The following is a 21,504-nucleotide window of genomic DNA, read 5'->3' as shown; positions in this document are numbered from 1 at the left end:
ACACCGTCACGAAAACAACTTGTGGCAAGTCTCCAGCGCGTCCACCAGCACGTCCACCTCTTCGCGCGTGTTGTAGAGCGCGAAGGACGCCCGGCAGGTGGCCGAGACGCCCATGTGCTCCATCAGCGGCTGGGCGCAGTGGTGCCCGGCGCGCACCGCGACGCCCTTGCGGTCGACGACGGTGGAGATGTCGTGCGGGTGGCCCGCCCCCTCGAGCGTGAAGGAGAAGATCGCCCCCTTGCCCGGCGCCGTCCCCTGGATCTGCAGCCAGTTGAGCCCCGAGAGCCGCGCCTGCGCGTAATCGCGCAGGTCCCGCTCATGGGCCGCGATCGCCTCCATGCCGAGGTCGGTCATGTACTCCAGCGCCGCGCCCAGGCCGATCATCTGCACGATGCCCGGCGTGCCCGCCTCGAACTTGTGGGGGGCGTCGTTGTAGGTGATCGCGTCGCGGCCCACGTCGCGGATCATGTCGCCGCCGCCGATGAAGGGCCGCATCTCGGGGTAGCGCGCCGCGTTGACGTAGAGCGCGCCCGAGGCCGAGGGGCCGTAGAGCTTGTGGCCGGTGACCGCGTAGAAATCGCAGCCGATGGCCTGCACGTCCACGGGCATGTGCACCGCGGCCTGGCTGCCGTCGATCACGGTGGCGATCCCCCGCTCGCGCGCCGCGGCGCAGATCGCGGCGACGTCGACGACCGTGCCGGTGACGTTGGACATGTGGGTGATCGCGACGAGCTTCGTCTTCGGCCCCATCGCGTCGATCACCGCCTGCGGGTCGAGGCTGCCGTCGGCCGCCGGCTCCACCCACTTCAGGACCACGCCCTGACGCTCCCGCAGGAAGTGCCAGGGCACGATGTTGGCGTGATGCTCCATGACCGAGAGCACGATCTCGTCGCCGGCCTGCAGCCGCGGCGCGGCCCAGGCGTAGCTGACCAGGTTCAGGCCCATGGTCGAGCCGGTGGTGAACAGGATCTCCTCGGGCTTCGCCGCGCCCAGGAAGGCGCGGATCGTCTCGCGCACCGCCTCGTACTTGTCGGTGGCGAGGTTCGACAGGAAATGCAGCCCCCGGTGGACGTTGGCGTATTCCTCGGAATAGGCGCGCGTCACCGCCTCGATCACCTTGCGCGGCTTCTGGGCCGAGGCGCCGTTGTCGAGGTAGACCAGCGGCTTGCCATGCACGGTGCGCGACAGGATCGGGAAATCCTTGCGGATCTCGTGGACGTCGTAGGGGGCGTTGCTCATCGGGGCGGACCTTTCGCAGGCCGGGGCGCGCCGGTCAGGCCGGCGTCGGCGGCGCGAGGGAGAACAGGGTGACGAGGATCATCATCGCGAAGCCCAGCGCGATGAACCCCGCGACGGTGGCGGCCACCACCGCCCCGATGCGCCGGAAGCCGTGCGCCTCGGCCACGAAGGCGGCGAAGAGCCAGATCGAGAGACCGACCGAGATCGGCGCCAGCAGCGCCAGCGCCGAGGCGCCGCCCTCGGGCGAGGCCTCGGTGATGGCGTGGATGCCCAGCAGGTTCAGGGGCGCGAGGAAGGCGGTCACCAGCAGGTGCCAGGCGACCACGCGGGCCATGTCGGCCGGCTGGGCCCTGCCGCCGAAGCGCCGGCCCAGCGCGAAGGCGCCCGCGGTCAGCACGGCGAACATGAAGAAGTTCAGCGCCACCTCGGTCATCCGGGCGCCGAGCGCGGACATCGAGGTCCCGCCGTCGCCCAGCGCCATGTCGACCACCGCGCCGAACATGGCCTGCACCAGGGTGGCGAGCACCACCATCAGGGCGCAGTCGGCCATGCTGGGCGCCCGGTCGAGCATCCGTCGCGCCGAGCGGCGCGGCGACCGATAGGCCTCGGCGACGGTCTTGAGGAATTCCAGGATCATGCGCGCCCGCTCCCTGCGGCCGCGTCGCGCGCGCGCCGCACCCGCGGCGCGCCCCGCGGGGCCGTCGTCAGGCGGACAGATAGACGCCGAGAACGCTGAGCGCCACCGTGCCCGTGCTCAGGATCAGGAAGATCCAGCCCACGCGCGCCATGCCGTGCACCGCCGCCAGCCCCGCCGCGATGAACCACAGGAACGGCACCAGGCCGATGTAGTAGGGCGGCAGCGCGAACATGGGATCGCCCAGCGCCGGCCAGAGCGTCTCGGCCCGCACCATGCCCACCGCGATCACCGCCGCGAGGAACCCGAAGGGCGACGAGACCAGCGCCCCCCAGAACACCGCCGCGCGGGTGTCGCGCCACGAGCCGCGCCCGCCCGCGACCCGGCAGGCCGCGAAGGCCGCGGCCGCCAGCACGTACATCGCCGCGGTGCGCATCAGGAAGCCCACCAGCAGGATGCCGCCCATCTGCAAGGGCATCACCGCCGCGGCCGCCGAGGTCGGCGCCAGCACGCCCTTGATGGTCCAGGACAGGAAGAACACCAGGTCCGACAGGATGAGGTAGAACAGCAGCCGCCCCTCGGACGGGTTCTCCGACACCAGCCGGCGCGTCGAGGCCTGCATGTCCGCCCAGGCTTCCAGCACCCGCCCGCTCATGGTCGCGGGACCGAGGTCCTCCTCCGGTTCCGCATCGAGCTGCGGAGGGAGGGACTGAATATACGCCATGCCGGAAACTCCAAACGCGAACTTGCGGCGAGGCCGCCTCACTCTGGAGTTGTCTAGCACGACATGAAGCCGAAGTGAACGAGAAATCTGCACCCCACATGAACGGGACGCAGGGCCGCTCCGGACGCCTTACGCAGGGACCGGAAAGACCTGCGGGCGAAGCGACCCGCGCGGCCGGGGCCGGATGAACGCCCGGGCCGCTCATGCCGCCGCGCCGGAGCCGTAGGTGTAGACAAGCACGCCCGCGATCCAGATCAGCACGATGGCCGCGAAGGCCGGCCAGGCGCGGCGGAAGCCATGCGCCTCGGCGAGGCCCGCGCACCAGAACCACAGGCCGATCAGCCCGGCCAGCGCGCCCGGCGCGTCGGTCAGCATCGGGGCCGCGCCCGCGACGGTCAGCAGGCTGGTCGCCGCCGCCGCCACCAGCGCCGCGGGGGCCGCGGCGATCGGGGCCCAGAACACCGCGAGCCGCGTCGCCTGCCAGCCGCCCTCGCCTCCGAACAGGCGCAGGACGATGCGGATCAGGGCCGCGACGCCGTAGAGGAACAGGGGCAGGAAGAACAGGTCGGCGACCACGTGCATGGTCACCACCTCGCCGACCGACAGCGCCTCGCCCCCGCCCGGCGCGGCGGCGAGCTGCGCCCGCTCGGCCAGCTTCGCGGGCAGCGTGGTCAGCAGCGACAGCAGCCCCACGCCCATCACGTAGGCGAGCAGCCGCGCCTCGGTCACGCCGGCGGCGAGGTCGGCGCGGATCACCTCCCGATGGCGGCCCGACCAGGCGGCCGCGATCCGCCCGACCAGCCCGCGCGGAGCGGGCCGGTCGGCCGGGGTCGGGGCGGGGGCGAGGCTCTCGCTCACGCGCCCGCCGTCACCCACTGGGCGATGCGCTCGCGCATCTCCTCGGCCAGGTCCTCGGACTCGATCTCCTCGACCGCCTCGCCGAGGAAGGACATCACCAGCAGGTTCTCCGCCTCGCGCTTCGCGATGCCGCGGGCGCGCAGGTAGTAGAGCGCGTCCTCGTCCACCGCCCCGCAGGTCGAGCCGTGGGAGCACACGACGTCGTCGGCGTAGATCTCAAGCTCGGGCTTCGCCAGGAAGTCCGCGTGCTCGTCGAGCAGCAGCCCCTGGGAGATCTGGTAGCCGTCGGTCTTCTGCGCGCCCGCCTTCACCAGGATCTTGCCCTGGAAGATGCCCTTGGCCTGGTCGCGCAGGACCTTCTTGAACACCTGCCGGCTCTCGCAGTTGAGCGCATCGTGGGTGACGAAGACCGTGTCGTCGTGGTGGAAATCCTTCCCGTCGCCGAGGCAGGCGCCGGCCAGGTGCACGGCGGCGTCGTCGCCGGTCAACTCCGCCACCTGCTCGATGCGGGTCAGGCGACCGCCGGCGGCGACCGAGAAGGTCTTGCACACGGACTCGGTCCCCAGCCGCGCGAACAGGTGCCAGGCGCCGCGGCGCTCGGCCTCCGGCCCATGGGCGCGGACCTGGTGGAAGGCGGCGCGGTCGGCGATCTCGACCTCGAGGACCGAGTTCACCCGCGCGCCGGGCCCGCCGGCCTCGAGCACGGTCAGCTCCGCGCCCTCCTCCAGCTTCACCACGTGGTGCAGCAGCGCGTCGGAGGCCTCCTGCTCCCGCACGCCCTTGATCAGGACGGGGCGGGTCACCTTGCCGGTGGCGCGGATCGCGATCCCCTGCCCCGCGACGGCGGTGTTGAAGGCGGCGAGGGGACGGGCGACCGGATCCTGGCCGCGGGCCTCCAGCACGCCGAAGACCTCCTTCGCCCAGTGGATGTCGGCCGAGAGCGCCTCGGCGAGGGTGCAGATCTCGGCGCCCTCCAGCGCGAGGTCGTCGGAGAGGTCGGGGCGCAGCACGCCGTCGACGAAGGTGACGACCAGCGCGCCGCGGTCGGCGAAGATCGCCTCGCCCGCGGCATGCAGCGGCGCGGCCGGCGCCTCGGGCGCGGTCAGCGCCGAGGGGTCGGTCCACTTCCAGTATTCGTCGCGGCCGACGGGCGCGCCCATGCCGCGCAGGCGCGCGGCGGCGGCGGCGCGGGCCTCGCGCGCCCAGGCGCCCTCGCCCTGCGGCGCGGGATGGGCGGCGAGAAGGGCCTCGGCCGCCTCGGACTTGCGGGCGGGAAGGGCCATGGTCACGCGCCCTCCTTCAGGTCGGCGTAGCCGTTCTTCTCGACCTCGAGCGCCAGCTCCGGCCCGCCGGTCTTGATGATGCGGCCGTCGGACATGATGTGCACCACGTCCGGCTGGATGTGGTCGAGCAGGCGCTGGTAGTGGGTGATCACCAGGAACCCGCGGCCCGCGTCGCGCAGCGCGTTCACGCCGTCGGCCACCAGCTTCATCGCGTCCACGTCGAGGCCCGAGTCGGTCTCGTCGAGGATGCACATCTTCGGCTCGAGCACCGCCATCTGCAGGATCTCGTTGCGCTTCTTCTCGCCGCCCGAGAAGCCCACGTTCACCGGGCGCTTCAGCATCTCGGGGCTGATCTGGAGCTGGGCGGCCTTGTCGCGGATGAACTTCAGGAACTCGGCCGCCGACATCTCCGGCTCGCCCTTGGCCTTGCGCTGGCTGTTGAGGGCGGTGCGCAGGAAGGTCATGTTGCCCACGCCGGGGATCTCGACCGGGTACTGGAAGGCCAGGAACAGGCCCGCGGCGGCGCGCTCCTCGGGCTCCATCTCCAGCAGGTCCTCGCCGTCGAGCGTGGCCGAACCGCCGGTGACCTCGTAGCCGTCGCGGCCCGACAGCACGTAGGACAGCGTCGACTTGCCCGAGCCGTTGGGGCCCATGATGGCGTGCACCTTGCCCGCCTCGACGGTCAGGTCGACGCCCTTGAGGATCTGCTTGTCCTCTTCCTCCAGCTTCACCGAGAGGTTCTTGATCTCCAGCATCGCGCGTTCCTTGCGTTCTGGCCGCCCGGGGCCGGGCCCCGGCGGCGCGTAGGGTTTGGGGGGAGGCCCCCCGGAATTCATCTGGCGGCGCGAGGGCCGCCGGTTCGTCAGTCGACGACGACCGCGGTCCCGGAGACCGAGACCATCAGCATCGAGCCGTCCTTGCCGACCACCTCGTAGTCGATGTCCACGCCCACCACGGCGTTGGCCCCCAGCCGCTGGGCGCGGGCCTCGAGCTCCTGGAAGGCGACCTCGCGGGCATCCTGGAGCTTGCTCTCGTAGGCGCCCGAGCGGCCGCCGACGATGTCGGTGATGCCGGCGAAGAAGTCGCGCACGAAGTTCGCGCCCATGATCGCCTCGCCGACCACCACGCCGCGGTAGGCGGTGATGCGATGGCCCTCGATGGAATTCGTGGTGGTGATGATCATGCGTCCGTCCTCGATCTCGTCGCGTCGGCCCCAGGGACCGGCCATCTCAGCGCCCGGTCCGCGCGGGGTCGCAGGCCATGCGCACCCACGACAGGGTCAGCAGCCCCCAGACGACCAGCAGGATCAGCGACAGGATCACCTCCGCCGTCAGCTGCGCCCGGGCGCCCAGGTTCCAGGTCTCCGCCATCAGCTCGACGATCTCCTCGTCCTCGAGCGACAGCGCGAAGACGACGAGATGGGCCGAGATCAGCCAGCGCACCTTCGAGGGCAGGCTCAGCCGGCCCGAGTGGCCCACCACGGGGCCGTGCGATCCATGTTCGGCGCTCATCGCGGGATCCTCCTTCGCCCGCGGGCCCGGCACGGCGCCGGGCTCCGTCGCGCCCGGGCCGCGGAAGGGCGGCCGGGGCGGGGGGAGTGGGGCGGGGCCGGCCTCAGCCGACCGAGCCCTCGAGGCTGATCGCCACCAGGCTCTGGGCCTCCATGGCGAACTCCATGGGCAGGGCCTGCAGGACCTCCTTGCAGAAGCCGTTGACCACCAGCGCCACCGCCTCCTCCTCGTCCATGCCGCGGGCGCGGCAGTAGAAGAGCTGGTCGTCGGCGATCTTGGAGGTCGTCGCCTCGTGCTCGACCTTCGAGGAGTTGTTCTTCACCTCGATGTAGGGGACCGTGTGGGCCCCGCACTTGTCGCCGATCAGCAGGCTGTCGCACTGGGTGTAGTTGCGGCTGTCCTTGGCCTTGGGATGGATCGAGACCAGCCCGCGGTAGGTGTTCTGCGCGCGGCCCGCCGAGATGCCCTTCGAGACGATCCGCGACCGGGTGTTCTTCCCCAGATGGATCATCTTGGTGCCGGTGTCGGCCTGCTGGTAGTTGTTGGCGATGGCGATCGAGTAGAACTCGCCCTGGCTCTCGTTGCCGCGCAGGATGCACGACGGGTACTTCCAGGTGACGGCCGAGCCGGTTTCGACCTGCGTCCACATCACCTTCGCCCGATCCTCGCGGCAGTCGGCGCGCTTGGTGACGAAGTTGAAGATGCCGCCCTTGCCCTCGCTGTCGCCGGGGAACCAGTTCTGGACGGTGGAGTATTTCACCTCCGCGTCCTCCAGCGCCACGATCTCGACCACCGCCGCGTGCAGCTGGGTGGTGTCGCGCTTGGGCGCCGTGCAGCCCTCGAGATACGAGACGTAGGAGCCCTTGTCGGCGATGATCAGCGTCCGCTCGAACTGGCCGGTGTTCTCGGCGTTGATGCGGAAGTAGGTCGACAGCTCCATCGGGCAGCGCACGCCCGGCGGCACGTAGACGAAGGACCCGTCGGAGAACACCGCGGAGTTCAGCGTCGCGTAGAAGTTGTCGCTGTAAGGCACGACGGTGCCGAGATATTTCTTCACCAGCTCCGGGTGCTCCTGCACCGCCTCGGAGATCGAGCAGAAGATCACGCCGGCCTTGGCGAGCTCCTCCTTGAAGGTGGTGCCGACCGAGACCGAGTCGAAAACCGCGTCCACGGCGACCTTGCGGCCCTCGGCCGGGGCCGCGTCCGCGCCCTCGACGCCCGCGAGGATCATCTGCTCCTTCAGCGGGATGCCGAGCTTCTCGTAGGTGCGCAGCAGCTCGGGATCGACCTCGTCCAGGCTCTTCGGCTTCTCCGCGAAGCTCTTGGGCTGGGCGTAATAATACTGATCCTGGAAGTCCGGCTTGGGGTAGTTGACCATCGCCCAGTCCGGCTCGTCCATCTTCAGCCAGCGCTGGTAGGCCTTCAGGCGCCACTCCAGCAGCCACTCCGGCTCGTTCTTGCGGGCCGAGATCAGGCGGACGATGTCCTCGTTCAGGCCTTTGGGGGCGTAGTCCATCTCGATGTCGGTGGACCAGCCGTACTTGTACTCCCCGCCCAGCGAACGGACGGCCTCGACGGTGTCCTGCTCGACGCCTTCCTTGACGTTCAGATCGTCCAGAGCGGCCATGTCGCGTCTCCTTGGTCCGACCGCCGCGCCGATCCGGGAAAGGCGCTTGCGGTCAATGCGTTGCGTGCGTGTCTTCAGGCCGATTTCAGGCGAAGTCGGCGGTATCTGTCTTCCCAGGCGGCGGCGAAGCCCATCACCTCGGCCTCGGTCGTCGTCGGGCCCAGCGAGACCCGGATCGCGGAGCCCGCGGTCTGCGCGTCGAGCCCCATCGCGGCCAGCGCCCGGCTGGGCCCGGCCTTGCCCGAGGAGCAGGCGGACCCGGCCGAGACGGCGAAGCCCGCCAGGTCCATCTGCATAACCTGGGTCTCGCCCCGCCATCCGGGAAGGGCGAAGCAGGCGGTGTTGGGCAGGCGCGGCGCGCCCTCGCCCACGATCACGAGTTCGGGCGCCGCCGCGCGCAGCCGCGCCTCGAGCGCGTCGCGCAGGGTCTCGACCCGCGCCCAGACTCCAGTCTCGAGGTCGGCCAGCGCCGCCTCGGCCGCGGCGCCGAAGCCGGCGATGCCGACAACGTTCTCGGTGCCCGAGCGGCGCGACAGCTCCTGTCCGCCGCCGCGCAACAGCGGCGCGATCTCGCGTCCCTCCCGCAGGATCAGCGCGCCGACGCCCTTGGGGCCGCCCAGCTTGTGGGCCGACAGAAGCGCCATGTCCCAATCGGTCCAGATGCTTGCGGACGGAAGCTTGCCCGCCGCCTGAACCAGGTCCGCCAGGATCCGCGCCGGCGTCTGCGGGGGCGCGGGCTGGATCACGCCCGTCTCGCCCGAGGCGCCGCCCCAGGCCAGCGTGCCGGTCAGCGCGCAGGAATGGCTCACCGCCTCCGCCAGCCCGCGCCGGTCCACCGGCACGATCCGCTCGGCCCATTTCAGGACGCAGTCATGCTCCGTCGCCAGCGCCGTCACCGGCCCGCCGGAGGCGAGCGCCGTCGCCGCGGCCTCGGTGGCGCCGGAGGTGAAGATCACCTCCCCCGGCGCGCAGCCAACCAGCGCCGCCACCTGGGCGCGCGCCCGCTCGACCGCCGCGCGCGCCGCCCGGCCCTCGGCATGGACCGACGAGGGGTTCCCCGCCAGATCCATCGCCGCGAGCATCGCGGACTTCGCCTCCAGGCGGAGGGGCGCGGTCGCGTTCCAGTCGAGATAGGCGCGGGGCTGCGTCATGCGCGGACGGCTCTCCCGGTCTCGCGGGCCGAGGCGGGGATCTCGCCGCCGGTCGCGTCCTCGTCCATCAGCAGGCTGAAGTCGGGGACCGCCGGGCAAGGCACCATCTTGTCCGCCACCACGTCGGCCAGCGTCGTGCGCGACAGGAACACGTGCACATGCGCCGAGAGCTGCTCCCACAGGTTATGGGTCAGGCAGCGCGCGCGGGATCCGCCGCAGCCGTTCGCGTCGTCGTCGCAGTCGCCCATGGCGTTCAGCCGCTCGTCCACCGCGGCCATCACCTCGGCGATGGTCACCCGGTCCGCGGGCCGCGCCAGGCGATAGCCGCCGCCGGGGCCGCGCACGCTCTCGACCAGGCCTGCGCGGCGCAGGCGGGCGAAAAGCTGCTCGAGATAGGCGAGCGAGATGTCCTGCCGCTCGGCGATCTCGGACAGCGAGATCAGCCGCCCCTCCTGGCCGCCGGAAGCCGCGTGCTGAAGGGCGATGTCGGCCAGCGCGGTCACCGCGTAGCGTCCTTTGGTGCTGAGCTTCATCGGGTCCTCCGCTGGCCGGCATGGGGGTGCGCCGGTCGTCTCTGGGACGGGCCGGAAACGCGGATTGCGTCGGGACGGACCGCCATGGTGCGGCGCCGAAACTCCTGCGCGAGAGTTGACGGCGCCGGGGCCTCCCCCTAATTGCTGACGGACCGGCGCGAGGCCGGTCATCAACTTTGGAAACGTTCTAAGTAGCCCGACCATATGAGTCAAGCTTTCCGCCGCCGTTTCCGGCGGCGCAAGGCCGACGCGGCGGGACCTGGACGGCGACATGCGCGCGGGGGACCCGAATGCCTGAAGTGATCTTTCCCGGACCGGATGGACGGCTGGAAGGACGCTATCACCCGCAGAAGGCCAAGGACGCGCCGATCGCCCTGATCCTTCATCCGAACCCCCAGTACGGGGGGACGATGAACAACAAGGTGGTCTACAACCTTCACTACGCGTTCCACCGGCTGGGCTTCTCGGTCCTGCGGTTCAACTTCCGCGGCGTGGGCCGCAGCCAGGGCGAGTTCGACCAGGGCATCGGGGAGCTTTCCGACGCCGCGGCCGCGCTCGACTACCTGCAGGTGCTGAACCCCAACGCCCGGCAGAGCTGGGTGGCGGGCTTCTCCTTCGGGGCCTGGATCGGGATGCAGCTGCTGATGCGGCGGCCCGAGATCTCGGGCTTCGTGTCGATCGCGCCGCCGGCGAACATGTACGACTTCTCGTTCCTGGCGCCCTGCCCCTCCTCGGGGCTGATCGTGAACGGCGAGGTCGACCGCGTGGCGCCGCCGGCGGACGTGCTGAAGCTGGTCGACAAGCTCAAGACCCAGCGCGGGATCGAGATCACCCACGAGGTGATCCCCGGCGCCGGCCACTTCTTCGACCGCCAGCTCGAGGAGATGACCGGGCTGGTCGAGGGCTACGTGCGCAACCGCACGCAGGTCCAGGCCGAGTGAGCCCCGGCCGGCGACGCGCCGGCCGGACGGAGAGCTTGGGAAACGCGAAAGGCCCGGTCGGCGACGACCGGGCCTTTCGCTTGCACGACGGAGACGAGGGTCCGGGGCGCGCGCGTCAGCGGACACGCCTGCGCCGAATCGGGAAACGGCCCGCCGTCCCCTTCCGCCCCGGCGCCCCTCGAACGGTGCGTAGGCCCGACCGACCCGCCCCTTCTCAGGGCCGCGAGATCCGCCCGCCCGGCGTCGGCGCCGGAACCCCGGTCGTCCCCGGCGCCGACAGCGGCAGTCCCCGCAGCGCGCGCACCGCGAGATAGGCGAAGCACTGCGCCTCGAGCAGATCGCCGTCGAGGCCCGCGGCCTCCGCCGGGATCACCTCGGCCTCGACCCGCTCGGCGATCATGGCGGCGAGCGTGGGGTTCAGCCGGCCGCCGCCGCACAGGATCCAGGTCGCCGCGGGCCTCGGCAGATGCGCCTGCGCGCCCGCGGCGCAGATCGCCGAAAGGGCGGTCAGGGTGGCCGCGCCATCCTCGGTCGACAGCCCCTCCATCGCCTCCAGCGCCTGGGCGAACTCGTTGCGGTCCAGCGACTTGGGGGGCCGGCGGGCGACGTAGTCGGCGATGGAATTGCGCGCCAGCCGGTCCGCGTGCACCCGCCCCGCGGCGGCCGCCGCCCCGTCGCGGTCGCAGCTCTCGCCGGTGCGCGCGCGCATCCAGTCGTCGACCAGGGCGTTGGCGGGCCCGGTGTCGAACCCGACCAGCGCGCCCGGCGCCTCGGGCCCCGCCGCCTCCGGATCCGCCCAGGAGACGTTGCCGACGCCCCCGAGGTTGAGGAAGCACACCGGCCCCCGATCCAGCGTGCGCGCCAGCGCGAAATGGAAGAACGGGGCCAGCGGCGCCCCCTGCCCGCCCGCGGCCACGTCCGCCGTGCGGAAATCCCAGGCGACGGTCCGGTTCAGCGCGCACGCCAGCGCCGCCCCGTCGCCCAGCTGCCAGGTCCAGCCGCCCGCGGGATCGTCGGGCGCATGGGCCACGGTCTGGCCGTGGAAGCCCACGATCTCGGGCGCGCAACCCGCGGCTTCGGCCCGCGCCAGCAGCCGGGCCGAGGCCCCGGCATGGGCCGCCGTCACCTCCGCCTCGGCGCGCGCCAGCGTCGCGGCCGCCTCGCTACCCGCCGCCGCGCCGCGATAGGGCCGCCAGTCGCGATGCACCGCGCGCGCGGCCTCCATCTCGCCGGGCGCGTAGTCGAACCCGGCCCCCGGCCCGAAGGCCGCGACCGTCTCGCCGTCGGTCTTCACCAGGCCTGCGTCGATCCCGTCGAACGAGGTCCCCGACATCAGCCCCAGCGCCCAGATCGCCTCCACGCCCGCACTCCCTGTCCCGAGAAACCGCCCGACAGGACCCGCGCCCCGCGCCGCGGTCAACCCCGCGCCCGACGGAACCCGCCCCTCGCCGAGCGCCTGTTCCCCGGAGCCGTCCATCGCTGATGCCGTGAAGAGCCGCGGGGCCGAGTCGGTCCAGGATCGCGAAGCGACCCGCGCTTGCGCGGGCTTGTCCTTGACCGACTCGGCCCCGCGGCTCAGGCATCTTCGGCGATGGACGGCTTCGGGGAACAGGCGCGGGGCTTGTTCCCGGGTGAGTCCGGAAGCGCACGCCCCCCTGGATGCCCCGGGCGCCGCGCGCAGCGCCCCCCGAGACGAGCCCCGCCTCGGCGAGGCTCCCCCCGCCCCGGCCATCCCTTCGGCGCCGCGCGAAAACCACGGCCGGCCCCGCTCCCCTCCCCGCGGGGCCGCCCCCCTCTTTCCTTCCGCCCGCCCTCAGGGCATAGACCGCCGCTCAACCTCTTCCCAAGGAACGGACCGATGACTTACGCACCCAAGTCCGATTTCCTGCACGCCGTGGTCGAGCGCGACCTGGTGCAGGACTGCACGGATCTCGAGGGCCTCGACGAGGCGCTCCTGGCGGGCGTCGTTCCGGGCTATATCGGCTTCGACTGCACGGCGGACAGCCTGCATGTCGGCCACCTGACCGGCATCATGCTGCTGCGCTGGCTGCAGACCACCGGCCACAAGCCGATCGCGCTGATGGGCGGCGGCACCACCCGCATCGGCGACCCGTCCGGCAAGGACACCCAGCGCCAGATGCTGACCGACGAGATCATCGCGTCGAACATGGCGGGCATCCGCGAGATCTTCAAAAACTACCTCACGTTCGAGGAGCAGGGCGGCCCCGCCATCCAGCCCAACAACGCCGAGTGGCTGGACGAGCTGAACTACATCGACTTCCTGCGCGACTACGGCCGGCACTTCACCATCAACCGCATGCTGACCTTCGACAGCGTGCGCCTGCGCCTCGACCGCGAGCAGCCGCTGACCTTCCTCGAGTTCAACTACATGCTGCTGCAGGCCTACGACTTCCTGGAGCTGAGCCGGCGCACCGGCTGCCTGCTGCAGATGGGCGGCTCGGACCAGTGGGGCAACATCGTCAACGGCGTCGAGCTCACCCGCCGCGTCGACGGCAAGCAGGTCTTCGGCCTGACCGCGCCGCTGCTGACAAAGCCCGACGGGACCAAGATGGGCAAGACCGCCGGCGGCGCGGTGTGGCTCAACGAGGACCGGCTCGGCAACTTCGAGTTCTGGCAGTACTGGCGCAACGTCGAGGACGTGCAGGTCGAGCAGCTCCTCAAGCGCTTCACCGAGCTGCCGCTGGACGAGTGCCGCCGCCTGGGCGCCCTCGCGGGCTCGGAGATCAACGAGGCCAAGGTGATCCTCGCCAACGAGGTCACCAAGCTGGCCCGCGGCGAGGCCGCCGCGCAGGCCGCCGAGGCGACCGCCCGCGAGGTGTTCGAGCGCGGCGGCGCCGGCGAGGACCTGCCGACCTTCGCGCTGACCGCCGACGAGGCCGCCGCCGGCGTCTCGGTCGTGCAGCTCTTCGTCAAGGCGGGGCTCGCCAAGTCCGGCAAGGACGCCAAGCGCCTGATCGCCGAGGGCGGCGCCCGGCTGGGCGACGAGCCGGTCTCGGACGCGGGCCTGGTGCTCCAGGCCGAGGCCTTCGCCACCGGCCCGCTGAAGCTGTCGGCGGGGCGCAAGCGCCACGCGCTGGTCAAGCTCGACTGATCCGGACGGCGGGGGCCCTCGGTCCCCGCCGCCTTCGCCTCTCCCACGCGCCCGTCCGGCGCCGCGCCCCTAGCGGTCGCCCTGGAACAGGTCGGGATAGCGGTCGCGGCCCGTCTCGACCTCGTTTCCGGGCTGCAGCAGGCGGCGCAGGACCCCAGGGGTCAGGAACGAGAGGGGCGAGGCGTCGATCACCGGATCCGCCGCGTCGCCGGTGACGGTGAAATTCATCGCGAAGATGCCCTCCCCCTCGCCGCCGAACAGCTCTCCCAGCACGGGGATGTTGTTGAGCAGGCCGTTCACCGCGTAGGCGGGCGTCAGCACGCCCTGCAGGTCCAGCCGGTCGGCGCCCAGGTCGTAGTCGCCGTTCACCTTCAGCGCCAGAAGCGCGCCCGTCGCCAGCGCGTCGGTCACCGTGACCACGTCGCCGCGCAGGCGGAAGGGCGCCTCGACCCGGTAGAAGTGATAGCCGCCCTCGACCTCCTTGGCCTTGCGCTCGAACACGCCGTCGCGGCGGGCGGCGCTGACCACGCCGTCCAGCGCCTTGCGCCCGGCGACGCGCAGGTCGGTCAGTTCGGCCACGCCCTCCAGCGTGGACTCGCCCGGCGGCAGGCGGCCGCGCACCTTCAGCGACCCGCCCTGCACCGCGTCCGAGATCTCCAGGTCGTCCAGCAGCCGCCCCGCGTCGTCGCTGCGCAGCGACAGCGTGATGCCTCCGCGCCGGCCCTCGCGGTAGCGCAGCCGCGCCTCGGCGCCGCCGTTCACCCGGCCCGCCACGGTCACCGCGGTGACGCCCCGCCTGCGGCTGAGCTCCCCCGTCGCCGCGGTCAGGTCCACCCCGTCGACCAGGGTCACCACGTCGAAGGCGAGGTCGCCCTTCAGGTCGGCCATGCCCGCCAGCGGATCGTCGGCGGCCCCGGCGTCGGCCTCGCCGCCCGGCGCCGCGGCGCCGCCGGTCGCGCGGGCGTCGGCCATCCGGTCCCGCCGCGCCGTCAGCCCCGCGATGTCGAGCCGCCGGCCCGTCGCCGACAGGCGCATCCCCCCGCCCGCGTCCACGTCGAGCGTCAGCGCCGCGTCCAGCACCCCGTCGAGCGTCAGCCGCTCCAGCGCCACCCGGCGCAGCGCGCCCCCCGCCCCCAGCGAGGCGGAGCCCCGCGCCGCGAGGCCCGGCGCCTTCAGCTCGAAGGCACGCAGCTCCACCGCGCCGTCGTCGCCGGTGCGCCCGGAGACGGTCAGCGTCCCCGCCTCGCCCTTCGCCTTCTCCCACCCGATCTCGGGGATGCGCAGGGCCGCGGGGCCGAGGTTGGCGGTCACCACGAAGCCGTCGCCGATGGCCTCGCCGGTCAGCTTCACGTCGGCCGAGATGCGGCCCTGGGGCATCTCCAGCGCGCCGTCGAGCCCGAACTGCGCCAGGTCCTTCTGCCCGATCGAGACGTCGGCCTCGACCTGGCGGCGCTGGTCGGCGGGCAGCGAGGAATCGAATCGCTCGACCCAGCTGACCTGGGCCGCGCGCCCGCCGATGTTCGCCTCGCCCCACAGGCGGAAGCGGTCCGGCGTCGCGGTCAGGCGCAGGTCGTCGGAGACGATGCGCGGCCCGTCCCCCGGCGCCGTCATCTCCAGCGAGCGGATGCGGGCCGAGGCCTCGACCGCCACGTCGTCGACGTCGAGATCCTTGAGCAGGCGGAACGACAGCCGCGCCTCGACCGAGGCGCGCCCGGACATCGAGCCGAGGTCCATGTCGAGCTTGCGCGTCAGGCGCAGCGGCGGCTGGTCGATCAGGGCCAGCAAGTCGCCCAGCCGCCCCTCGCCGCGGATCACCGGAGCGGCGGGCTGCGGATCCTCGACCAGGTCGGGGATGATGAAGCGGGAGCCGGCGAGGCTGATCGGCCCGCCGCCGGGGGGCGTGGTCTGCGCCGCGTCGAACGCCATCTCGAAGCGCGACAGGGTCGCCCGGCCCCGGCCGGCGGCGCCGATCAGGCGGGGCATCCCCTCGAGGATCGTGCCCGAGAGGTCGGCGAAGCCGAAGTCGAGCGTCACCTCCGGCGCCTCGCCCGGGGCCATCCAGAAGGCGCCCGACATGCCGGTGATGCGGGCCGCCTCGACGTTCGCGGTCACCCACTCCCGCGCGCCGGGCGCGGCGAAGCGCGGCCAGGCGCGCTTGAGCGCCTCGGCGTCGAACCCGTCGGAGCCGTAGCGGATCGCGACGCGCGGCCCCGCCTCCTCCAGCGTCGCGACGCCCTGGGCGTGCAGGGGCAGCGCGCCGGCCTCGCCCAGGTCCGACTCCAGCGTCAGGGTCGCGAGCTCCAGCCGGCGTTCGGCGGGCAGCACGTCGGCCTCGATCCGTCCGCGCTGGAAGGAGAGGGGGGCGACGAAGCCCGTCGCCTCGCTCGCCGACAGCGCGTCGACGTCGAGCGTCACGCGCCAGCCCGTGGGGGCGAGGGCGCCGGCTTCGCGACGCTCGCCCCAGGGCTCGGCGACCCCCGAGAGCGACAGCGCCCCGGCCGGGCCATGCAGCGACAGGCGCGTCAGGTCGACCGTGCCCTCGGCCCGCTCCCAGGCGGCCTCGGCGATGGCGGCGTCGATCCGGTCGAAGGGCGCCTCCAGCCCCGCGATCCCGAGGGCGCCGGGGCCCAGCGTCAGCCGGCCCGCGGCGGTCTGCACCGCGCCGGCCCCGTCCAGCGTCAGGTCCACCTGGCCCGAGCCGCGGCTTTCGACCCCGGCGAGATCGCCCAGCGCGGGGGCGGAGGCGAGGTCGCTGAGCGGCAGGTCCCGGAAGACCAGGCGCGCGGAGATCATGCCGTCCTCCCGGTTTCGCCGCCCGGTCAGGATCGCGTAGGGGGCGGGCGCCTCGGCGGCCGTGCCGGCGAGGGCGGGGTCGGCGGCGGAGGAATCGTCGGGCGCGTCGCCCGCTTCCGGATAGTCCGGCGCGTCGCCCGCCTCGGAATCGTCCGGCACGTCGCCCGCTTCGGGATAGTCGGGCGCGGGCGCGGCGCCGTCCTCGAGCACCTGGCGCACCGGATCGTCCGCGCCGGGCCCGGCGGCCGTCTCCGGCGCCGAGTCCTCGTTCGCCAGCCGGCCCGAGAGGCGGCCGACCTCGCCGTCCGCCTCGAGCGCCACCACCACCTCGGCGTCCTGCAGCCGCCAGGAGACGCCGGTGGCGGCGTCCAGCAGCGTCACCGTGGCGTCGCGGGCGGAGAGGCTGGCGAAGCGGCGCAGCGGCCCCTCGCCCCCCGCGGCCTGATCGAGAAGCGTGAGGAAGCCCGAGACGCCCGGCCCCTCGCCGCCGGCTTCGGCCAGCGCGTCGCCGGCCCCCTCGGGCGCGGCTTCGGAGACGGCCGGCGCCGGGCCGCCGGCCAGCTCCACGGTCCGGTCGGGCTGCAGCACCAGCGCGAGGGTCACGCCGCGCAGCTCCAGCGCGGTCGGCTCCAGCCGGCCCTGCAGCGCGTCGACGAGGCGGAAGTCCACCACCAGCTCGGGCGCCGCGGCGATGGGCTCGCCGTCGGCGCCGCGCAGGGTGACGTCGATCAACCTCAGGCCCGAGGCGCGCCCCGGCGCGCCCAGCGCGAACTGCACGTCGCCGATGTGGACGCCGAGCCCCTCGGCCCCCGCCTCGATGCGCGAGGCGACGAGCGCCGCCGCCTGCGGCCCCAGCGAGACGGGGCCCTGCCGCAGCCGCTGGTGGCCCAGGCCCACCGCCAGCGTGACCAGCACGATGGCCGCCAGCAGGAACGAGCCGGCCCGCCGCAGGCCCCAGCCGACGGGACCTCCGCGGCGATGGCGGCGGCGATGGCGATGCGCGCCATGCCGCCCCTCGCGCGCGTGCGCGTGCCGCACATGCGCGGGGGATCGCCGCTCGTGGTCGTGCCTGCGCTGCATTCCGGTCGTCCTGCGCCTCCGCCTTTCCGCGCCGCCTCGCCGTCTTTCATCGGCGCGGCGGCCGCGCCCCCTGCCATCGGCGCGGCGGCCGCGCCCCCTGCCATCGGCGCGGCGGCCGCGCCCCCTGCCATCGGCGCGGCGGCCGCGCCCCCTGCCCGAGGCCCCGTCCGTCGCGATGCGGTCTTGACCCGGCGCGGTCCGGCCTGTCGTTCTGCCGACCGGACCCTCGCGCCGCGCGCGCCCGGGCACACATACTGAAACCGCCCCCACAGGAGAAGCGATCATGACCGAAGCCGCCGCCCCCGCCGCAGGCCCTGCGATCGGCGACATGGCCCCGGACTTCACCCTGCCCCGCGACGGGGGCGGAGATGTGGCGTTGTCCGGGCTGAAAGGGAAGCCGGTCGTCGTCTACTTCTACCCCAAGGACGACACCTCCGGCTGCACCAAGGAGGCGATCGAGTTCACCGGCCTGGGCGAGGACTTCGCCGCCCTCGGCGCGGTGGTGCTGGGCGTCTCGAAGGACCCGGTCGCCAGCCACGACAAGTTCAAGGCCAAGCATGACTTGGGCGTGACGCTGCTGTCCGACGAGGAGGGCGCGGTCTGCGAGGCCTACGGCGTCTGGGTCGAGAAGAGCATGTACGGCCGCAAGTACATGGGCATCGAGCGCGCCACGTACCTGGTGGGCCCCGACGGGCGGATCGCCCAAGTCTGGCGCAAGGCCAAGGCGACCGGGCACGCCAAGCAGGTGCTGGCGGCGACCAAGGCCCTGGGCGACTGAGGCGCGAATCGCTTTCGCGGCGCAGGTTCCGGCGCGGAAGGCGCGGAACCTGCCGGCCGGTCGCGACCGCAGGCCGCGGCCGGCGTCCACCTCTCGGCGGCGTATTCCGGCGGGCGGGTTTTCCGCACGCATCCCGATACGCCCCGCCGCGCCGTCTCGCCGCACGCGACGGACGCCCGAGGGCTCGAGTCGTCCATCTGGCATTAACTTTAAGGCGTCTAGCGTCCGCAATCGCGACGAAAAGCGGGCGATTCTCGCGATCCGTGTCGTCAATGGGCCGTCCCGGCGGACGCAACCCCCGCCCGTCGCGGGGCGCAGGGCGACGTTAAACGTGTTGATCGTTGGTGCGCACTGCGTATAACGATGCATAAACAACACAACACGCGAAAATCGTCGTCGGCTTTGAATCGACGCGGGACCGTACCGAGGGACAGCGATGACGGGCCAACCGAACCGCACGGACGACGTGCGCGAGCAGGCTGGATTGCCTGAAAGGCGTCTAACGATCCGGGCCGGAAATGACGTGCGACGACTGTCGCTGACGCCGCGCATGCAGCTGCTGGGGGCGGCGGCGATCGTCGGCCTGCTGGGCTGGACGGGCTACGCCACCGTCTCGGGCTTCGTGGCCGCGACCGAGCGCGACGCGCTCGCCGCGCGCGTGGCGCAACTCGAGACCGGCGCCGTCAACGTCGGCGCCGAGGTCGAGAGCCGCCACGCCCAGGCGCTGGCCGAACTCGCCTCCGACTCCCACGCCCGCATCCAGACGCTGATCGAGGATCGCGACGCCGCCCGCCGCTCGGCCGAGGACGCGCTGGGCAAGCTCGCGGTGATGACCCGCGAGCTCGCCCGCCGCCAGTCCCGCCTGGTCGAGGCCGCGGATTCGGAGGCCGAGCTCTCCGCCGCGCTCGACAGCCTGCGCGGCAAGCTGGCCGACGCGGTGGCCGAGCGCGACGCCGCCCAGCGCCGCCAGACCGAGCTCGCGCGCCAGGTCGCCGAGCTGAGCCGCGAGACCGGCGCCGAGGACCAGGCCGAGGCCGAGTGGACCGCCTCGATCGCCGAGGTCACCGCCGCCCTCGAGCAGACCACCGAGGAGCGCGACGCCGCCGCCCTGCTGCAGGCCGCCCTGCGCGAGCGCCTGGCGACGATGGAGGCCGACCAGGCCCGCGCCGAGGAGGCCCGGTCCCGGCTCTTCGCCCAGCTCGAGGACGCGGTGCAGGCCGGTCTCGGCGGGCTCGAGTCGATGTTCGAGAAGGTCGGCGTCGATCCCGAGCGGGTGGTCGCCGAGATGCGCCGCGACTATTCCGGCGAGGGCGGCCCCTTCATCCCGGTCGACGAGACGCCCACGCCCGACCTGATCTCGGCCGACGCCCAGCGCGTCGCCTCGCTGCTCGGCGGGCTGGAGCGCGCGAGCCTGATGCAGGTCGCCGCCGCCAAGATGCCGGTCGCCAAGCCGGTGCGCGCGGGCTTCCGCTTCACCTCCGGCTTCGGGGTGCGCAAGGATCCCAAGAACGGCCGCATGCGGATGCACGCCGGCGTCGACTTCGCCTCCGACGTGGGCACGCCGATCTATTCGGCCGCCGACGGGGTGGTGGTGTTCTCGGGCTGGCAGTCGGGCTACGGCCGCGTGGTCAAGATCCGCCACGCCTTCGGGTTCGAGACGGTCTACGGCCACCTCAACGCCGCCCGGGTCAAGGTCGGCGATCGGGTTGCGCGCGAGGACCGGATCGGCGATATGGGTAGGACCGGTCGCGTGACGGGCCCGCATCTCCACTACGAGATCCGCCTCAACGGCAAGCCGGTCAACCCCATGAAGTACGTCGAGGCCGCGCGCAATGTTCTCTAAGTCGAAGATCAACGATCCGATCGACACCAAGGCGGACGAGGCTTCCAAGCCCGCGCCTGCGCCCGCCGCGCCGCCGCGTCCCGGCGCCGCCGCTCCCGCCCCGGCGCCCAAGCCCAAGGCGCCGCCGTCGATCCTCAGCTCGGACCTGACGATCACCGGCAACATCAAGACCACCGGCGACATCCAGGTCGAGGGCACGGTCGAGGGCGACATCCGCGCCCATCTGCTGACCGTCGGCGAGACCGCCACCATCCGCGGCGAGATCGTCGCCGACGACGTGGTGGTCAACGGCCGCGTGGTGGGACGCGTGCGCGGCGTGAAGGTGCGCCTGACCTCGTCCGCGAAGGTCGAGGGCGACATCATCCACAAGACCATCGCGATCGAGAGCGGCGCCCATTTCGAGGGCTCGGTCCAGCGTTCGGACGACCCGCTCTCCAACGGCGCCTCCCCCGCGAAGCCGGCCCCCGCGCCCGCCGCGACCGGCCCCGTCGGCGAAAGCTGAGCGACCGGCGGCCCCCGAGGCCGCGCCCGGAGATCCGAAGGCCCGCGACGTCCGCGTCGCGGGCCTTCGCCGTTTCAGGGACGCGCCTGCGGGGCGACGAGCGCCGCCCTGCCCGGCCTCGCCCCGTCCAGATGCGGCAAGGCCCGCGGCGCGGGCGCGTCGCGGGCCTTCCTCTCTTCGGGATCTCCCGTCCGGCGTCCGCCACGCCCGAGGGTCCGCGCGAAGGACCTCTCGAGCCGGCGGCGCGCCGGGCGGGAGCGTCGGTTCCAGCCGCCGGGCGCGCCCTGTGGAGGGGGTGAGCGCAAGGGGATGGGCCGCGCCCGCCCCGCCGAGGCGGGGACGGACGGCTGGAACCGGTCCGGGTCTCAGGCGACGTCGCGCGCGGCGCGGCGGGCCTCGATCTCCTCCTCCAGGTCGGCGTCCCAGGCCGCGAGGTCGCTCGCCGTCACGGCCGCATCCTGCGCGGGCCGGCGAAGCAGGGTCAGGGCGACCGGCACGGCGACGACCATCGCGACGGCCGTCAGCCAGCTCGACAGCGCCGCGATGTGCAGGCCGTGGCCGGCCAGCGCCACCATGCCCCCGACGGCGAGGCCCGAGAGGCAGGCCAGCAGCAGCGATCCCATCAGCGGCGGCGTGGACGGCTCGGCGAGGGCGAAGGACGCGTCGGGGTCGGAGAAGCGGGTCATGGCGGAGATCCTCGGCTGCGTCGGTCAGGCCGGGAGGCGACCGCTTCGCCCCCTTCTTTCGCCTTCGGTTTTACGAGAATCCGCCCCTATGGGCGACGTAGCGGACGGTCAGCGCCCCGGTCCGAAAGGCGAGTCCCCCTATCCGAAAGGATAGGCGCGCGGCCTGCCTGCCCGCGCCGCGCCTGCCCGGCGCGCCGGGAAGGGCGGGC

The 21,504-nt window shown here is 72.9% G+C and carries 19 protein-coding genes; 5 read left to right on the top strand and 14 right to left on the bottom strand.

The window, feature by feature from the left end:
- Positions 1–6: 6 nt before the first annotated feature.
- From P2H44_RS08345 to P2H44_RS08295, 11 genes are all read right to left on the bottom strand, one after another.
- Positions 7–1,239: a cysteine desulfurase gene (locus tag P2H44_RS08345; protein WP_275763045.1), complete on the bottom strand. Its 1,233-nt coding sequence runs from the start codon at positions 1,237–1,239 to the stop codon at positions 7–9.
- Between the two features lie 34 nt (positions 1,240–1,273).
- Complete coding sequence (locus P2H44_RS08340) at positions 1,274–1,876, bottom strand: YIP1 family protein (RefSeq protein WP_275763044.1); 603 nt, start codon at positions 1,874–1,876, stop codon at positions 1,274–1,276.
- A 67-nt stretch (positions 1,877–1,943) separates the two neighbouring features.
- On the bottom strand, positions 1,944–2,597 hold the full coding sequence (locus tag P2H44_RS08335; protein ID WP_275763043.1) for a YIP1 family protein: 654 nt from the start codon (positions 2,595–2,597) through the stop codon (positions 1,944–1,946).
- A 201-nt stretch (positions 2,598–2,798) separates the two neighbouring features.
- A complete protein-coding gene (locus P2H44_RS08330; RefSeq protein WP_275763042.1) occupies positions 2,799–3,455 on the bottom strand; it encodes a YIP1 family protein in 657 nt (218 codons plus the stop codon).
- Entirely contained in the window at positions 3,452–4,738 is a 1,287-nt protein-coding gene (locus P2H44_RS08325; RefSeq protein WP_275763665.1) for a SufB/SufD family protein, read from the bottom strand. Before P2H44_RS08325 ends, P2H44_RS08330 begins: the two co-directional genes overlap by 4 nt.
- 2 nt (positions 4,739–4,740) lie before the next feature.
- Entirely contained in the window at positions 4,741–5,493 is a 753-nt protein-coding gene (sufC, locus tag P2H44_RS08320) for a Fe-S cluster assembly ATPase SufC (RefSeq protein WP_275763041.1), read from the bottom strand.
- Positions 5,494–5,600: 107 nt separating this feature from the next.
- Positions 5,601–5,921: a heavy metal-binding domain-containing protein gene (locus P2H44_RS08315; RefSeq protein WP_275763664.1), complete on the bottom strand. Its 321-nt coding sequence runs from the start codon at positions 5,919–5,921 to the stop codon at positions 5,601–5,603.
- A gap of 46 nt (positions 5,922–5,967) precedes the next feature.
- Positions 5,968–6,249 (bottom strand): hypothetical protein, encoded by a 282-nt coding sequence (locus P2H44_RS08310; RefSeq protein ID WP_275763040.1) that lies wholly within the window; start codon positions 6,247–6,249, stop codon positions 5,968–5,970.
- A gap of 103 nt (positions 6,250–6,352) precedes the next feature.
- Positions 6,353–7,876 (bottom strand): Fe-S cluster assembly protein SufB, encoded by a 1,524-nt coding sequence (sufB, locus tag P2H44_RS08305; RefSeq protein WP_275763039.1) that lies wholly within the window; start codon positions 7,874–7,876, stop codon positions 6,353–6,355.
- Between the two features lie 74 nt (positions 7,877–7,950).
- Positions 7,951–9,027, bottom strand: a complete 1,077-nt coding sequence (locus P2H44_RS08300; protein WP_275763038.1) for a cysteine desulfurase family protein — start codon at positions 9,025–9,027, stop codon at positions 7,951–7,953.
- Complete coding sequence (locus P2H44_RS08295; RefSeq protein ID WP_275763037.1) at positions 9,024–9,560, bottom strand: Rrf2 family transcriptional regulator; 537 nt, start codon at positions 9,558–9,560, stop codon at positions 9,024–9,026. The genes P2H44_RS08300 and P2H44_RS08295 overlap by 4 nt, the downstream gene beginning before the upstream one ends.
- Before the next feature lie 290 nt (positions 9,561–9,850).
- On the opposite strand from P2H44_RS08295, the gene P2H44_RS08290 reads away from it, so the two are divergent.
- Positions 9,851–10,501 (top strand): alpha/beta hydrolase, encoded by a 651-nt coding sequence (locus P2H44_RS08290; RefSeq protein ID WP_275763035.1) that lies wholly within the window; start codon positions 9,851–9,853, stop codon positions 10,499–10,501.
- Between the two features lie 214 nt (positions 10,502–10,715).
- Here the strand turns inward: P2H44_RS08290 and P2H44_RS08285 are convergent, their stop codons facing one another.
- Positions 10,716–11,852, bottom strand: coding sequence for an anhydro-N-acetylmuramic acid kinase (locus tag P2H44_RS08285; protein WP_462976283.1), 1,137 nt, complete (start codon positions 11,850–11,852; stop codon positions 10,716–10,718).
- A gap of 507 nt (positions 11,853–12,359) precedes the next feature.
- Here P2H44_RS08285 and tyrS point away from each other — a divergent pair.
- Positions 12,360–13,613: a tyrosine--tRNA ligase gene (gene tyrS, locus P2H44_RS08280; RefSeq protein WP_275763032.1), complete on the top strand. Its 1,254-nt coding sequence runs from the start codon at positions 12,360–12,362 to the stop codon at positions 13,611–13,613.
- A gap of 69 nt (positions 13,614–13,682) precedes the next feature.
- On the opposite strand, the gene P2H44_RS08275 is transcribed toward tyrS, so the two are convergent.
- Positions 13,683–17,486: an AsmA-like C-terminal region-containing protein gene (locus P2H44_RS08275; protein ID WP_275763030.1), complete on the bottom strand. Its 3,804-nt coding sequence runs from the start codon at positions 17,484–17,486 to the stop codon at positions 13,683–13,685.
- Positions 17,487–17,769: 283 nt separating this feature from the next.
- On the opposite strand from P2H44_RS08275, the gene P2H44_RS08270 reads away from it, so the two are divergent.
- From P2H44_RS08270 to P2H44_RS08260, 3 genes are all read left to right on the top strand, one after another.
- Positions 17,770–18,264 (top strand): peroxiredoxin, encoded by a 495-nt coding sequence (locus tag P2H44_RS08270; RefSeq protein WP_275763029.1) that lies wholly within the window; start codon positions 17,770–17,772, stop codon positions 18,262–18,264.
- A 436-nt stretch (positions 18,265–18,700) separates the two neighbouring features.
- A complete protein-coding gene (locus P2H44_RS08265; protein WP_275763027.1) occupies positions 18,701–20,107 on the top strand; it encodes a DUF5930 domain-containing protein in 1,407 nt (468 codons plus the stop codon).
- Positions 20,097–20,609 (top strand): bactofilin family protein, encoded by a 513-nt coding sequence (locus P2H44_RS08260; RefSeq protein ID WP_275763026.1) that lies wholly within the window; start codon positions 20,097–20,099, stop codon positions 20,607–20,609. Before P2H44_RS08265 ends, P2H44_RS08260 begins: the two co-directional genes overlap by 11 nt.
- Positions 20,610–20,974: 365 nt before the next feature.
- Here P2H44_RS08260 and P2H44_RS08255 read toward each other — a convergent pair whose 3' ends face one another.
- Positions 20,975–21,295: a hypothetical protein gene (locus P2H44_RS08255; protein WP_275763025.1), complete on the bottom strand. Its 321-nt coding sequence runs from the start codon at positions 21,293–21,295 to the stop codon at positions 20,975–20,977.
- Positions 21,296–21,504: the final 209 nt, after the last annotated feature.

The sequence above is a fragment of the Albimonas marina genome (genome assembly GCF_029223255.1).
GTDB lineage: Bacteria > Pseudomonadota > Alphaproteobacteria > Rhodobacterales > Rhodobacteraceae > Albimonas.
Note: the sequence above shows the minus strand (reverse complement) of the source record. Positions and strands in the feature narration are given on the sequence as shown.